Annotated in this window: 19 protein-coding genes; 7 read left to right on the top strand and 12 right to left on the bottom strand. The window is 33.8% G+C overall.

Annotated features, from left to right (window positions below; all coding sequences use genetic code 11):
• Positions 1–33: 33 nt before the first annotated feature.
• The 3 genes from idi to gcvT are packed head-to-tail and all read left to right on the top strand — an operon-like array spanning position 34 to position 2103.
• The gene (gene idi / locus SB689_RS17870) at positions 34–543 is read left to right on the top strand and encodes an isopentenyl-diphosphate Delta-isomerase (RefSeq protein WP_410693461.1); all 510 of its coding nucleotides are present in this window, start codon (positions 34–36) and stop codon (positions 541–543) included.
• Between the two features lies 1 nt (position 544).
• Complete coding sequence (locus tag SB689_RS17875; protein ID WP_410693462.1) at positions 545–1018, top strand: hypothetical protein; 474 nt, start codon at positions 545–547, stop codon at positions 1016–1018.
• A gap of 8 nt (positions 1019–1026) precedes the next feature.
• A complete protein-coding gene (gcvT, locus tag SB689_RS17880; RefSeq protein WP_410693463.1) occupies positions 1027–2103 on the top strand; it encodes a glycine cleavage system aminomethyltransferase GcvT in 1077 nt (358 codons plus the stop codon).
• A gap of 467 nt (positions 2104–2570) precedes the next feature.
• Here the strand turns inward: gcvT and SB689_RS17885 are convergent, their stop codons facing one another.
• Together SB689_RS17885 and SB689_RS17890 are read right to left on the bottom strand one after the other, a co-directional pair.
• Positions 2571–2912 (bottom strand): hypothetical protein, encoded by a 342-nt coding sequence (locus tag SB689_RS17885; protein ID WP_410693464.1) that lies wholly within the window; start codon positions 2910–2912, stop codon positions 2571–2573.
• Positions 2913–2957: 45 nt separating this feature from the next.
• Positions 2958–3311, bottom strand: coding sequence for an arsenate reductase family protein (locus SB689_RS17890; RefSeq protein WP_066750506.1), 354 nt, complete (start codon positions 3309–3311; stop codon positions 2958–2960).
• A 119-nt stretch (positions 3312–3430) separates the two neighbouring features.
• Here SB689_RS17890 and SB689_RS17895 point away from each other — a divergent pair, with 119 nt between their 5' ends.
• Positions 3431–3898, top strand: coding sequence for an acyl-CoA thioesterase (locus SB689_RS17895; protein ID WP_123983873.1), 468 nt, complete (start codon positions 3431–3433; stop codon positions 3896–3898).
• Between the two features lie 10 nt (positions 3899–3908).
• Positions 3909–4787 (top strand): sugar phosphate isomerase/epimerase family protein, encoded by an 879-nt coding sequence (locus SB689_RS17900; protein WP_410693465.1) that lies wholly within the window; start codon positions 3909–3911, stop codon positions 4785–4787.
• 335 nt (positions 4788–5122) lie between these two features.
• Here the strand turns inward: SB689_RS17900 and SB689_RS17905 are convergent, their stop codons facing one another.
• The 8 genes from SB689_RS17905 to SB689_RS17940 form a co-directional block, all read right to left on the bottom strand.
• Positions 5123–5308 (bottom strand): hypothetical protein, encoded by a 186-nt coding sequence (locus SB689_RS17905; RefSeq protein WP_410693466.1) that lies wholly within the window; start codon positions 5306–5308, stop codon positions 5123–5125.
• Between the two features lie 162 nt (positions 5309–5470).
• On the bottom strand, positions 5471–6712 hold the full coding sequence (locus SB689_RS17910; protein WP_410693467.1) for an MFS transporter: 1242 nt from the start codon (positions 6710–6712) through the stop codon (positions 5471–5473).
• Between the two features lie 73 nt (positions 6713–6785).
• Positions 6786–8354: a ribonuclease Y gene (rny, locus tag SB689_RS17915; protein ID WP_410693468.1), complete on the bottom strand. Its 1569-nt coding sequence runs from the start codon at positions 8352–8354 to the stop codon at positions 6786–6788.
• A gap of 228 nt (positions 8355–8582) precedes the next feature.
• Complete coding sequence (locus SB689_RS17920; protein ID WP_066750519.1) at positions 8583–8870, bottom strand: cell division protein ZapA; 288 nt, start codon at positions 8868–8870, stop codon at positions 8583–8585.
• Positions 8870–9172 carry a hypothetical protein gene (locus SB689_RS17925; RefSeq protein ID WP_072411550.1) on the bottom strand — a complete coding sequence of 101 codons (303 nt, stop codon included), beginning with the start codon at positions 9170–9172 and terminating at the stop codon, positions 8870–8872. The genes SB689_RS17920 and SB689_RS17925 overlap by 1 nt, the downstream gene beginning before the upstream one ends.
• Positions 9173–9309: 137 nt before the next feature.
• The gene (locus SB689_RS17930; protein WP_066750526.1) at positions 9310–10092 is read right to left on the bottom strand and encodes a porin family protein; all 783 of its coding nucleotides are present in this window, start codon (positions 10090–10092) and stop codon (positions 9310–9312) included.
• A 3-nt stretch (positions 10093–10095) separates the two neighbouring features.
• Positions 10096–10827 carry a bifunctional demethylmenaquinone methyltransferase/2-methoxy-6-polyprenyl-1,4-benzoquinol methylase UbiE gene (gene ubiE, locus SB689_RS17935; protein ID WP_066750529.1) on the bottom strand — a complete coding sequence of 244 codons (732 nt, stop codon included), beginning with the start codon at positions 10825–10827 and terminating at the stop codon, positions 10096–10098.
• Positions 10824–11393, bottom strand: coding sequence for a hypothetical protein (locus tag SB689_RS17940; protein ID WP_066750532.1), 570 nt, complete (start codon positions 11391–11393; stop codon positions 10824–10826). The genes ubiE and SB689_RS17940 overlap by 4 nt, the downstream gene beginning before the upstream one ends.
• Positions 11394–11495: 102 nt before the next feature.
• Between SB689_RS17940 and SB689_RS17945 the strand changes: the two genes are divergently transcribed.
• Both SB689_RS17945 and SB689_RS17950 read left to right on the top strand, forming a co-directional pair.
• Positions 11496–12563 (top strand): 3-oxoacyl-ACP synthase III family protein, encoded by a 1068-nt coding sequence (locus tag SB689_RS17945; RefSeq protein ID WP_410693469.1) that lies wholly within the window; start codon positions 11496–11498, stop codon positions 12561–12563.
• A 67-nt stretch (positions 12564–12630) separates the two neighbouring features.
• Positions 12631–13836, top strand: coding sequence for a metallophosphoesterase (locus tag SB689_RS17950; protein WP_410693470.1), 1206 nt, complete (start codon positions 12631–12633; stop codon positions 13834–13836).
• Positions 13837–13921: 85 nt separating this feature from the next.
• Here SB689_RS17950 and SB689_RS17955 read toward each other — a convergent pair whose 3' ends face one another.
• Positions 13922–14446 (bottom strand): hypothetical protein, encoded by a 525-nt coding sequence (locus SB689_RS17955; protein WP_410693471.1) that lies wholly within the window; start codon positions 14444–14446, stop codon positions 13922–13924.
• Between the two features lie 129 nt (positions 14447–14575).
• On the bottom strand, positions 14576–15328 hold the full coding sequence (locus SB689_RS17960; protein ID WP_410693472.1) for a polysaccharide deacetylase family protein: 753 nt from the start codon (positions 15326–15328) through the stop codon (positions 14576–14578).
• Positions 15329–15366 lie beyond the last annotated feature (38 nt).

A 15366-nucleotide genomic window follows, 5' to 3' on the forward strand; every position in this document is an offset into this window, starting at 1 on the left:
CAAAATACATTTATTAAACTTACATTTGTAGGAATGGAAGAATTCGTAGTTTTGGTAAATCCGGCGGATGAAGTTTTAGGCTTAATGGAAAAGCAGCAGGCTCACATTAACGGCTTATTACACCGCGCATTTTCCGTTTTTTTATTCAATAACAAAGGTGAGATGCTTTTACAGAAAAGAGCGTCAGAAAAATACCACTCTCCCAATCAATGGACCAATGCAGTCTGTTCGCATCCAAGAAACGGCGAAACTTATCTTGACGGAGCAAAACGCAGAGTTAAAGAGGAACTGGGAATCGAAAGTGAACTTTCAGAAAAATTCAATTTTATTTATAAAGCAGATGTTGGCAGTGGACTTTGGGAACACGAGCTTGACCACGTTTTTGTAGGAAACTACGAATCTGATTTTAATTTAAATAAAAACGAAGTAGAAGAAGTAAGATATATTTCCATGGAAAATCTCGATAAAGAAATCGCTGAACATCCTGAAAATTTCACAGAATGGTTTAAGATCATTCTCGAAGAATATAAACACCATTTTTAAAATGATTAAAAAATCAATATTAATAATAACATTACTGTTGGGATTTTTTTCGTTTGCCCAAAAGCAGAAGGTTTATGAGAATTCAAATTACTCAATTAATCTTCCCGATGGCTGGAAAGCAATGAATGAAGGCGATATCGTCAACATCTTTCCTACCAATGAAATTGGCGCGATCACGATTTCAGAATACCATGATTTGAATCTTCCAAAAGCAGAAACAAAAAAATTCATCCTTGCTCTTTACAAATCGAGTGACGATGAGAGTAAAATAAAAAGTAAGAACGGTAAAAAAGGATATACAGAATATTTTTACGAATATCTGGATGAAAAAGGAAAAATATTCTGGATCACAAAAGTTTTTCAGAAAGATAAAGATCTATACCTTATTTCCATTAACTGCGGTCAGAAATACTGGAATGGCAATTATATGACCCTTTTTAATGAAACTTTTAACAGCTTTAAAATAAAGAAATAGAAATAAATATGAAGAAAACAGCCTTGTACGACAAACACGCTTCTCTGGGAGCGAAAATAGTACCTTTCGCAGGTTTTGAAATGCCTGTACAATATTCCGGAGTTACAGAAGAGCATTTTGCGGTAAGAGAAAAAGCAGGATTATTCGACGTATCTCACATGGGACAATTTTTTGTTGAAGGTCCCGGAGCTAAAGATCTTCTGCAATTGGTTACAACCAACAACGTAGACGCTTTAGAAAACGGAAAAGCTCAATATTCTTGTCTTCCAAACGAAAACGGAGGAATTGTAGACGACCTTATCGTTTACAAAATGGAAGATGAAAAGTATTTCGTGGTTGTAAATGCTTCAAACATTGAAAAAGACTGGAATCACATCGTAAAATACAACAATTTTGACGCTGTTTTGACGAATGCTTCTGATGATATGTCATTATTAGCGATTCAGGGGCCGAAAGCTACTGAAATTCTTCAAAAACTGACAGATACAAACCTTTCTGAGATTCCTTACTACAACTTCACAGTTGGGTCTGTAGCAGGTGTGAATGATGTCATTATTTCTAACACAGGTTATACAGGAAGCGGTGGTTTTGAGATTTATTTCCAAAATGAAAGTGCTGAAAAATTGTGGGACGAGATCATTAAAGCTGGAGAATCTGAAGGAATTATCCCTTGTGGATTGGCTGCCAGAGACACTTTAAGACTTGAAAAAGGATTCTGTCTTTACGGAATGGACATCGATGATACGACTTCTCCGATTGAAGCAGGATTAGGATGGATCACAAAATTCGATAAAGATTTCGTGTCTAAAGATATTTTTGCAAAACAGAAAGAAGAAGGTGTTACGAGAAAATTAGTTGGTTTTGAACTTCAGAATAAAGGTGTTCCAAGACACGACTACCCTGTTGTAGATGCTGAAGGAAACGTGATCGGGAAAGTAACTTCCGGAACTCAGTCTCCAATGAAAAAAGTAGGTTTAGGATTGGCTTATGTTGATAAGCCTCATTTCAAAATTGGTTCTGAGATCTTTATTCAGGTAAGAAATAAAAATATCCCTGCAAAAGTGGTGAAAGCTCCTTTTGTATAATTAAAAGATATATTGAATAGTAAAAACCGCAGAACTTTCTGCGGTTTTTTTGTTTTTATGTTGCAATTATCCATCCACTTTGTCATTCCGGAGGAATCTATACTTAGTTTAGAATAGCATTGTTGAGATTCCTCCGGAATGACAAAGTGGATGGTAAAATTATGGTTGAGATTGCTTTGTCGCTTCGCTCCTAGCAACGACTATAAATTTACATCGTCCGAAGTTGGGAAAGTTCAAACCAATTTAATTTCTCTTCGTCCCAGTCCCGGAAAGTTTAAACCTAAACAGATTCTCATGGTCTGAACCCCCGAAAGCTTAAACCTATTTAGGTTTGCTCCGTCGGAAACTCCGACAGCTCAAACCTGTTTTGATTCTCTTAGTCGGAAGCTCCGACAGCGTAAAATTATATTTTGGATAAAAATTAACCTTTTTTACAAGAAAATTGCTGTCAGCCTAAGAGACTGACATTATTTTGGAGCGTGCTGAAAACAATAATCGTTTCCTATTTTAGTATAATGTTGGCATCTCGTTCCCCTTTTTGTGGTTCCGAGACATTGATTTCCTTTATTGGTTCCGTTTACTTTTTTAGGTTTAGAAGCAATTCCATACACAGATGGTCTTGGCGGATTGCATTTTTTGCAAGGTTCCAAACCCATTTTCACCGCCTGAGCCACATCAAGCTGTGAAGAAAAATTATTAACCACTTTACAGGTAGACAGATGATATTTTGCCCCTGAAGGTGTTTTATAAACCGTTTGCCCACTCAGGCTCAACGAAATAAAAATCAATATGGAAACCAAATACTTCATTGAAATTCTTATCTAATCAGAACAGCAAATGATTATTTAATGATATTAGTTTGAGTGAAAATAATCTCTCAATTCTCCAATATTTTTTTTATCATTTCCGATAAAGATCTCTTTATCAGTAAGGAATACAGGACGTCTAAGGAACGTATAATGATCAAGCAAAAGCTCCTTAAAATCTTCCTCTCCCAATGTTTTCAGATCCAATTCTCTCAATTTGATCTGAGTAGATTTTTTACTGAATAATTCTTCGTATGATCCTGCAATTTTATGCATCGCTTCTAATTCCTCAATCGTTATAGGCTCTTTTTTGATCTCACGAAGTTCCCAATCTTTAAGACTAAACTGTGCTAATATTTTTCTACAAGTGTCACATGTATTAAGATAAAATACTTTTTTCATTTATTTTTTTAAGTTATTTTTTGTTAAATGAAACTCTTACGAAAGTTCCAACCTCCAAAAGTATGATTTAATCCGCCATTTTAAGAATTATTAAATACCTTTATTCAAATTTTATAAGAATGGATAACAAGCCTATCACTTTTCAGTTTATTTCTGAGCCTTCAGATGTTAATTATGGAGGAAATGTTCACGGAGGAAGTGTAATGAAGTGGATCGACCAAGCCGGGTACGCATGTGCAACAACGTGGAGCGGAAATTATTCCGTAACTGTGTACGTTGGCGGAATACGTTTCTATGAACCTATCAAAATCGGGGAAATTGTAAAGGTAGAAGCGCAAGTCATTTACACCGGTTCTTCGAGCATGCATATTTCGATTAATGTTTTCTCAAGAAACCTGAAACAACCTACTTTTGATAAGAAGACGCACTGTATCATTGTTTTTGTGGCAGTTGATGAGAACGGAAAAAAACTTCCTGTCCCAAAATGGGTTCCTGAAACCGAACACGAAAAACAGCAAGAACAATATGCAAAACGTCTGATGGATCTCAGAACGCAGATTGAAGATGAAATGAAACCTTTTTTATAGTTTCCTGAAAATGCTTAGAAAAGATTTCATACAGCTTTCTTCATTGGGACTTTTAGGAATGTATTCCTGTGGAATTTCTCATTTAAAAATTAATAAAAAACCTTTGGCAATACAACTTTACACTATACGAGATGCTATTTCGGACAATCTGGAAAAGGCATTGGAAAAACTTGCAGCTTTAGGATTTCGGGATCTTGAAATTTATGGATATAACGGAACTTTTTTTGGAAAAAACAGAACTGAGTTTCAGTCTATTCTAAAAAATACAGGATTAAAAGTCATCAGTTCTCATCATACAACCGGAATTATTCACCAAGAGAAAGGAACTTTATTAAACAATTGGGAGAAATCGGTTGAAGATTTACACTTCATCGGATCTAAATATATGGTCTGTTCTTACCTTTTTGATGAAGAAAGAACCATTGAAAACTATAAAAAACTGCCCGAATTATTTGAAAAATGCGGAGAAATAAGTCAAAAAGCAGGAATTCAGTTTGCATATCATAACCATGATTTCGAGTTTGAAAAATTTAATGAAAATCAAAATGTGTATGATTTTATTTTAAGTCAAACTTCACCCGATCTTGTAAAAATGGAACTGGATCTTTACTGGATTTCAAAAGCTGGATTTGATCCTTTATTCTATTTTGAAAAACATCCTAATCGTTTTCCTTTATGGCATGTTAAGGATATGAAAAAAGACACAAAAGATTTCGCCGAAATAGGAAACGGAGTTATTGATTTTAAGAGGATTTTTGAAGCAAGAGAAAAAGCAGGTTTACAACATTGGTTTGTTGAACAGGATTCTAGTGATAAGGATATTTTTGAGAGTATCAGAATGAGCCGAGATTATATTCAAAATAATAATTTTTTCTTTAAGCCTGTTTAAACTGATTAAAGATTTAACCACAAGAGATACAAAAGCCATTATTGGACGATTCTAAATTTAGCTTTTTTGAAAATAAAAGCTCTCAAAAGAATGAAAATCAAAGATTTTTTTTTAAAACTTATGTGTTCTTCTTATTTGCTGTTCATTATAACCTTAAATAAATAACATGTAGTCTTTTGTGTCATTTGTAGTTAAAATAAAAAGTTTAAACAATTACAGCGTAAAGATTTCTTAATAATCATAAAATACAAAAGCCTTTTGGAAAATTCCAGAAGGCTTTTGCGTATTAAATGTGGAAATGTTTATTTCTAGGTTGAAATAATTCTAAAAATTGCTTAGCAAGTAATTACTTGTGGGCAACCTATGTATTGTGAACAATATTTAGGTCCTGTCACTGCTCCCGTGCAGCTGCATCCGCAAAGCGATAAATCAGGAGTTCCGATTTTACCGATTCCTCCCATGATGCTTTTAAGATCATCTTTTCTTAATTTCTTAGCGTTTTTTAAAATGTTGTTTGACATGTGATTTGGTTTTGAGAGTTAACAATATAGTTTTAATCATTTCAAAGTTAAACAAAAATATATTATTTGCAACATAATTTATTTTTTATCTAATAATCTATTGATATCAATCGAATTACTATTTAAATAACGATAAAAAGAGAAAAATATTATTTAAACACCTTATTCTGTAAAATCCAAATCCTTATCATGCGTTTCTGAAATTGTTAATGCAGAATACAGCGCCAAAGCAAAAACAATGACACCAACAATCGCAGCACTGATGATCACTGAAAAATTATTTTTAAAAAGATCAAAAGCCAAAATCATCACCGGAACCAATCCTCTTACCATATTGGGAACCGTAGTTGTTGCCGTATTTCTGATATTTGTCCCGAACTGTTCTGCTGCCAACGTCACAAACATCGCCCAATATCCTGTTCCTAAACCAAGCCAAACGCAGAAAAGATAATATTTTGTTTCAGTATCCGTATTTCCAAAAAGCATGATCCCCACTCCTATTAATGTAAAAATGAGCATATAGAAAATGGCCATTTTACGGGATTTTAAAGCGTGAGAAATAAATCCGCTTGCTAAATCTCCGACAGAAATTCCGACATAAGCCCACATGATTGCTTTTCCGGGGTTCAGGTCTTTAATTCCGAATTCAGGAGCAAATTGGTTAGCTAATACGGCCAGAATCCCGATGCAATACCAAGTTGGTAAACCGACAGCAATACATTTTATATATCTAACGAAACGGTCTTTGTTGGTGAAAAACGATAGAAAATTTCCTTTGGAGACAGATTTAGTTTCAATATTTTTATAAATACCCGATTCTGAGACACTTATTCTTAAAAACAAAAGCATAATTCCCAGAACTCCGCCAATGATGTAAGAAATATTCCAACCTCCGGCTAATTCTACGGTTAATTGAGCCACAACAGCTCCCATTAATCCAAAACCTGCTACAACTGAGGTTCCGATTGCCCGTAAATTCTTCGGCAGACTTTCAGAAACCAGTGTAATTCCTGCTCCAAGTTCTCCTGCAAGGCCAATCCCTGCAATGAATCTTAATCCAGCATAAGAGTACACTAAATGCTCTTTTGGAAAATGGGGTAAAAATCCACAGGCAATATTGGCTAAAGAATACACTAAAATTGATCCGAACAATACAGAAAGTCTGCCTTTTTTATCTCCGAAAACACCCCAGAAAATCCCTCCGATTAACAATCCGATCATTTGACAATTGAGAATGAAAGTCCCGTCTACATCAGGATTTAATCCTAAAGCTTTTAAGCTTGGAATTCTTACGATTCCAAATAAAAGCAGATCATAAATATCTACGAAATACCCCAAGGCAGCAATGATCACGGGAATAGAAAAAATGTACTTCAGTTTTGAAGACAATGACAGTTCTTGCATTTTTAAATTTTGATAAAAATAAAAAACCTTTCAATTTCTTGAAAGGTTTTTATAAAATATCTTTGATCGATTATTATCTTGCAATATTCACAGCTCTCGTTTCTCTGATTACTGTTACTTTTACCTGTCCAGGATACGTTAATTCGTTCTGGATTTTTTCAGAAATGTCGTAAGATAACTGAGAAGCGATTTCGTCATTTACTCTTCCGCTTTCTACCATTACTCTCAACTCTCTACCTGCTTGGATTGCATAAGCGCTTGAAACACCTTCAAAACTTAATGCTGCAGCTTCAAGGTCTTTTAATCTTTGGATGTAAGATTCCAATACCTGTCTTCTTGCTCCCGGTCTTGCTCCAGAAATAGCATCGGCAACCTGAATGATCGGAGATAATAATGAAGTCATTTCTACCTCGTCGTGGTGAGCTCCAATTGCATTGATAACTTCAGCATTTTCACCGTATTTTTCAGCCCACTGCATACCTAATAAAGCGTGAGGAAGTTCAGATTCCTGCTCAGGAACTTTACCGATATCGTGTAATAGACCTGCTCTTTTCGCTAATTTTACATTTAATCCTAATTCAGCAGCCATAGTTGCAGCGATGTTCGCCACCTCTCTTGAGTGCTGTAATAAGTTTTGTCCGTAAGAAGAACGGTATTTCATTCTACCTACGATCTTGATCAATTCTGGGTGTAGACCGTGGATTCCTAAATCAATGATCGTTCTTTTACCAACTTCAATGATCTCTTCCTCGATTTGTTTTCTTGTTTTTTCAACAACTTCTTCAATTCTTGCAGGGTGAATTCTACCGTCTGTTACCAATCTGTGAAGTGATAATCTTGCGATTTCTCTTCTTACAGGATCGAAACATGAAAGAAGAATAGCTTCCGGCGTATCATCAACGATGATCTCAACACCAGTTACCGCTTCTAAAGCACGGATATTTCTACCTTCTCTACCGATAATTCTACCTTTTACTTCATCAGATTCAATATTAAATACTGATACCGAATTTTCGATCGCCTGTTCTGTACCAATTCTCTGAATGGTCTGGATAACGATTTTTCTAGCTTCACCTTTAGCATTCAACTGAGCTTCTTCCATGATGCTCTGAACGTGAGCCTGAGCTCTTGTTTTTGCTTCAGCTTTCATTGATTCTACCAATTCTGCTTTAGCTTCTTCTGCTGTGTAGTTAGATATTTTCTCAAGAATTTCAACTTTTTTAGACGTTACTACATCTAATTCCTGTTGTTTTTTATCTAAAATTTCAGTTTTCTTGGCATAATCAGCGATTTGTCTGTCCAAATCTTTTTCAAGCTTTCCTGCTTTGCTAAGCTCGTCATTAAGCTTATTCTCTTTGTCTTTGATCCTTTTTTCGCCCTCCTGCATTTTTCTCTCTCTCGATTGAATATCTGCGTCGTGCTGAGATTTTAATTCAAGAAATTTCTCTTTAGCTTGAAGGTTCTTTTCTTTTTTTATGGATTCAGCTTGTACATTAGCTTTTTCTATAAGGTTTTCGGCATTTTTCTGTGCATCATCTATAATAAATTTGCCCTTAGTATTCAATGAGCTTTTAGAGAAAAGTATCCCTATCACTGCACCAATTACTAAGCAAATAACGCCGACTATAATGGCTGTTGTCATATATATTGAGTTTTAATTGTCTATGTTAATATTAAAATAAAAAAAGCCTACAATAATTCAATGATATAGAGTAAACTCCTAATCAACACGATTTGAACTGATCTCCACTGTCTGTAATCCGGATAACCGGCGCGCCATTCGATGGATGTTTGTTCGGTAATTTTTTAGCGTTGAGTTTACCTTTAATGTGTTAGAATTATTGTAGGCAGGTTTTCTGGAAAAAAAAATCTATTTTCCAATTTCATTCAACGATTGATTAATGCTTACTAATCTTTCGTTGGTTGAATTTATATTTTTTTCGTAGTTCATAGACGTCACTTCCGCATTTGTTCCCAATTTCAGGGCACACATTGCCAAAGCATCTTGTTTGTCTCTCACATCGAAATTCTGTTCAAAATCTTTAATCATATTCTCAATTTGCTTCCCCACTTTGCGCAAAGTTTCTTCTTCTGCTGCGGGCACATTCAGCGGATATACTCTTCCTGCGATATTGATGGTTATTCTTCTTACCTCCATTATAATCCACTGTTTTGAAGCTGAGCAATACAGAAATCTACCTCTTTTACCAATCTGTTGATGTGATTTTTCATTAACCTATTGTGTTCAGGGTTTCCTGATATTGCTGAATAAAGTTTTATATTTTTTTGTTCTTCTGCTAATACCTGATTTTTTTTTCTCTCCTCGTCGTATTTCTTCTTCAGTTCTTCATGCTCTGTATTTAATTCTGTTAATCTTTCATTAAGATTTTGATAATTCTTTTGTAAGTTCAAAATCTTTTTCTCTAATTCTGAAAAATTGTTTTCTAAATCTTGAAGCATTTCAGGTTTCTATATTCTAACTATTAGCAAAAATAAAAAAATAATGACAGTAACAAAAATAAAAGTCCCTATATTTTGATTTTCCAACAAAAAAGGAGATGTAACACACCTCCTTTATATTTTTTAAGCTTATTTTTTTATTCAAATTTCAATACAAAGAATACAGCTCTTGTTTGTAATGTAGACATTGCAGCCGTCCAATAAGGCGGTGTATTGGCATTATCTGCCACCAACTCGTTGTTCATGATGAATGTTCCTCTGATCGCCGGCGTCAATTTAAATTTATTGAAATAAAACTGAATACCCATCTCAGCAGACCATGCAAAGTTATGCGTTGTAGATCTGAATACTTGTTGCAAGTTATCATCCGTAGAATCCGAATTAGACTGTAAATTCACAATATAATTCACCCCAGCAGCAACGTAAGGTCTTGAGTTGTACCATCTTTGACCATGAAGTTCCAACATTACAGGAATATCTACCAAAGTAGATTTGATCTGTCTTGTTCTGTCTTTATCATTCAACGGAATTGGAATAAAAGGTGCATTCGTCAAAGTTCCTGCAGCGTACTGGTCGTTTGATTGTGTATTAAAAGTTAATTCCCTCTGAGCAAATTGCAAGCCTGGTTCAACTTTTAAATCTAAATAATCGTTAAGTCTCCATTTTGCGATCAAACCCGCTCCGAAGCTTTTACTATTTTTAGATGTAACAAGATTTTGGTTCCCTTCCATACCGTATCTTGGGTTAAGTACTATACGGTAGTCTACTATATTACCATTTAAATAAAACCCCCAACTGAATATCTGTTGGTCAAAATCTTCCAACTTGTCCATTCTGTTTCGGGTTCTAAATTGCGCGTCTGCAAAAACAGCAATATTTACTGAGGCTAAAACCAGTGCTTTTAATAGAAATTTATTCATAGGTTACTTTGTTGCTTTATAAATTGTGGCTATACCTAAACTTAGTTTTTTATATTCAACTTTTTTAAATCCTGTATCTAAAAGAATTTGTCTCATCTTTTCCCCGAAAGGAAAAGCATTAACAGAATCCGGAAGGTATGTGTATGCCCTATTATCTTTAGAAACCAGTCTGCCGATGGCAGGTAATATATTTTTGAAATAAAACATATAAAATGGTGCTAAAAACCCCTCAACCTTTGAAAACTCCAGTATGTAAACACTCTTGTTATCCTTAACTACCCTTCTTAACTCTGCTAAACCTTTTGTAAGGTTTTCAAAATTCCTTACTCCAAATGCAACGGAAACAGCATCGAATCTATTGTCCTCGAAAGGTAAATTTTCTGCATCCCCTTTTTGCATGGAAATTTTGCCGTCTAATTTAAGTTTTTTTATTTTAATAACGCCAACATTTAACATTTGTTGCGATAAATCCAAACCAATTACTTTTGCATTGGTTCCTTTTTCAATAGTAATTGCCAGATCTCCCGTTCCAGTAGCCACATCCAGCACTTCCTGCGGGTTATCTTTTTTCATCATATTCACCAATGTATTTCTCCACAAAACATCAATTTTCATAGATAAAACATGATTCAAAAGATCATATTTCGGTGCAATATTGTCGAACATATCCTCTACCTGGCTCTTTTTAGTAGCCTCAGAATTGTAGGGCGTCACTTTGTTGATATCGTTTGTCAAAACTTGTAATATTCTTTATAATAATTAAGGAAATCTTGTTTTCTGAAGATCTTTGATCTTGATTCTACCTGCTGTACATTTTTGATCATTTTATCATAATCTTCGTCTACATTATAGTAAAAATCGTCTGTATAAAGCTTATTGAAGCGTTTTGGCGCCCCAAAATACTGTTTTCCGTCTATAACGGTCTTATCCAGCGCCAAAAGTAATGAATCTTTTTTAAGATTGTATCCATAATATTGACGATTAACATAATAATCTTCATGAGCAATATTCAAAAGCCCACGAATTTTATTCACTTCAAATGCAGAATCATAGAGTAATTTCTTATTCTGATCAAAAACTTTGATGGCATTTTTACCCTGCTTAAGATCCACATGCACAAACTGTCCTGCAGAAATAATTCCTTCAGAACCGTTATTAATCTTGTAATAATAGGTATTAGGGGTAGGATTATCTACTAAGTAATAATTTTTCTTAGCTAAAAAGAAGAAGTAAATCCCAAAGGCCATCATAAACACCACAACAGCAATCGCTAAACCTTTTAAAGATGGATTATTTTTCATAGATTGTAAAGTACAATTTTTGCAAATTTAATAATATTTTTAATTCTTTCTTATTAATATTAATTATTAACTTTGCGTCTTTAAAAAAAATCATTTAAACGAATGCCGAATACGATCATTATTGGTTCTGGATCTTATATTCCTAATAGAGTTATTAGAAGCGATCACTTCATGGATTCTGAGTTTTATACGGATGAAGGTGACAAAATTGAGAAACCGAACGAAGAAATCATTTCAAAATTTGTAGAAATTACAGAGATTGAAGAGCGTAGATATATTGAAGATGACAATTCTAACTCCCGAATTGGTTACGAAGCATCTAAAATTGCTATTGAAGATGCAAAAGTAAATCCGGAGGAAATAGATTACATCATTTATGCAAGTAATTTTGGTGAAGTAAGTACAGCCGGTCTTGTCAACTTTATGCCAACAATGGCAGCAAGAGTGAAAAACCACTTAGGCATCAAAAACAGAAAATGTATTACTTATGACATGATCTTCGGATGTCCGGGATGGGTGGAAGCAATGATTTTAGCTGATAATTTAATTAAAGCTAACGTTGCCAAAACAATTCTTGTTGTTGGAAGTGAGACGTTAAGCCGTGTTACAGATCCTTATGACAGAAATAAAATGATTTTTGCAGACGGAGCCGGAGCGGTTGTTGTAAAAGCTACTGACGAAGAAAACGTAGGAATCATCGCTCACAATACAATTTGTGATAATGGTTCTGAGCTTGACTATCTGGTAAGCGGATGTTCTCTGAACAAAGAAGCTGATCAAGATAAGTTTTACATCAGAATGCTGGGAAGAAAAATTTATGAGTACGCTCTTAAAAATGTTCCCGTAGCAGTAAAAGAAACGATTGATGATGCCGGACTTTCTATTGAAGATATTGATAAAGTATTAATTCACCAGGCAAACGCAAAAATGGATTATGCAATGATAGAAAGACTTCACAGGCTTTACCATGTTAAAGATTATAATCACTCTATCTCTCCTATGACGATCCAGAAGCTGGGAAATTCTTCTGTTGCAACAATTCCTACATTATTTGATTTAATAATTAAAGGAAAAATGGAGGGTCATTCGTTTAAAGATAAAGGTAACATTGTTATGGCTTCGGTTGGTGCCGGAATGAACATCAATGCTATCGTTTATAGATTTCCTTAAAAATATTTAATTTAAAAATATAAAAAGCACAGGGAAGTTATTCTTTGTGCTTTTTTTAAACATTATTATGCAAAGAAATTTTTTATTTATTGCTGCGATCTTCTTATTTTTAGAAGTTTATATCTATCAGGCAATAAGAACGTTAACGGATAATTCTTGGATAAGAGCCGGATATTGGGTTATATCTTTGGCTGTTTACGGATTTTTCGCTTATGAAGTTTCCCACTTCCAAAGATCAGACAGAAGTACGGTGAGGGCGCAAATCATGATCTCGCTATTTTTAATCTTTATTTTACCTAAAATTTTCATCGTTCTGTTTTTATTGATTGATGATATTTTCAGAACGGGAGGTTATTTAATTGGGTTAACAAGGCCAACTGAGAACTTTTTTCCGGAAAGGCGAAAGTTTTTAAGCATTATGGGACTTGGTTTAGGAGGTGTACTTTCGGCATTATTTATTGATGGAATTACTTTCGGAAAATACCGTCACAAAGTAAGAAGAGTGAGAATAAACTTCACTAATCTTCCGAAAAGCTTTAAAGGCTATAAAATCATACAAATCTCAGATGTCCATAGCGGAAGTTTTTCTGATCCGAGCAAATTGGAACATGTAATTGATTTAATTAATGAGCAAAATCCTGATTTAGTTCTATTTACAGGAGATATGGTGAATAATATTGCGGATGAATTCAAGCCGTTTATTCCTTTATTTTCAAAAATTAAAGCGAAAGATGGCAAGTTTGCCGTTCTGGGAAACCATGATTATGCAGATTACGTAACATGGACTTCATTAGATGCTAAGAAGAAAAATCTTGACACCCTAATCGATTATGAGAAACAAGCCGGTTTTGATATGCTTCGAAACGAACATAGAGTTATCGAGAAAAACGGTGAGAAAATCTACATTTTAGGTGTTGAGAACTGGGGATTAAAACCTTTCCCACAATTTGGAAAGCTAGACGATGCCTTAAAAGGAGTTCCGCAATCAGCAACAAAAATATTAATGAGCCATGACCCTACTCATTTCGATTACGTGGTTAAAAAGCACCCGATAGATGTTCATTTGACACTTTCTGGTCACACACATGGAATGCAGTTTGGTTTAGATTTAAAAAATATAAAATGGTCGCCAGTTCAATACCGTTACCCAAAATGGGCTGATTTGTATGAAAGTGAAGGAAAAATGCTGTATGTAAACAGAGGTTTTGGCGTTTTAGGTTATCCTGGAAGAGTTGGGGTTTTACCGGAAATTACGCTTTTTGAATTGGCATAGTTTTCAGAAACAATTAACTTAAAAAAGACCTTCAATTTAGCTTAAATTGAAGGTCTTTTTTTTGAACATATCATTAACAAAAATATTAATTACTTATATTATTCCTTTTATAAAGATTTGTTTTTTCAAGCCCATGATTATTAACTTTTACTTTTATTAAATCTACCTCCCAAGTCTGAAGATTATCTTGAAGTTTATTTACTAACTTTTCAATCCCAGGAGTGTATCGATAATTAAATTCGTAATTTTTTGTATCTGTAATAATTTCTAATCCCCTAGCCTTTTTCCTATAAATAACCGGTATTCTAAATGAATTTACCATAATAATATCATCCCATTTTACAAATTCTACTGAATTTTCCCGATTGATATAAAATCCATCTTTTTCATATTGGAAGATTCCATCAAATTTAATTAATTCATCCATTTCTGCTTCAACAGAAGCGTAATCTTCTTTCGCATCTGATGTGTAAATTTTAGCTCCGGCAAAGCAAATAATAACAAAACAAGAGAAAATAATTAAGTATGAAATTCCTAAACTATCAAAAACAGGATAATTAAAAAGAGTAAAAACTAAAATCAAACAAGTTATTAGAATCAATTTTTTCATAAAACCTTTTAATTATAGTTATTATTAATACAAATATTATAAATTATTATTTAAAGAATCAGATTTTCACAAATTAAAACACAAACATCTGTACAAATCTGTAAAATCCGTGGGAAAAGAAGAAGCAAATTAAAATATATAATCTTTCATACGAGAAGTAGCCATGTCATTCTCGTTGATCCAAGTAAGGAGGGCATCTAATTTGTCCTCCATTTTTCTGCCCGAAAACAAGCTTCTGTAATAAGGAATATCAAACTGATATTTCTTGAAATCGGTGAACTGCCAAGAATTAAGATAGATCAAAACAAAGTCATCATTCTTCAATGTTTCAAAAACCATATTTCTATAATATTTCATCGGTAAGATCTGAAACATAAAATCATTATATGGCAGTTGAAAGTAAGGCGAAATACTTTCCGGAATAATACTCAACCCATCTTCTTCTGTGATTTCTGTATTTCTTTTTAGACGCTTAAAAGGAAAAAGAATATTCGCATTATCAATATTGGAAACATAATTAAATTCCAACAATTTTAAACTTTCCTGAGGTTGCTTAAAATCTTTTTGGCGGATTCCGCGGATCTGTTTTTCGAGAAGATCCTGCGTATTTTTTTTGACATTTTCAATTTCCTGAAGACCGGAATTTTTATTGTAAAAAGCAATTTCATGCCCTTGGGATGAAATTGCTTTTATTAGATTTTTAAGTTTTTCAGCGATAGAAATCTCCACAAAAAAACTTGCTTTTACATCATGAATATCTAAAATTCTAAGAATAGCTTTTGTATTATCTTCCGTAATTTTTAATTTTTCTTCATCAGTAATCTGAAGACCATTTTTAGTCTCTGCTTCAATATTGATGATGTTAAAAGTGAATAATATCATTTAAACTAAATTTTAGATAGAATTTATATTCAATTAAT

The organism is Chryseobacterium sp. SIMBA_038 (assembly GCF_046535115.1).
GTDB lineage: Bacteria > Bacteroidota > Bacteroidia > Flavobacteriales > Weeksellaceae > Chryseobacterium.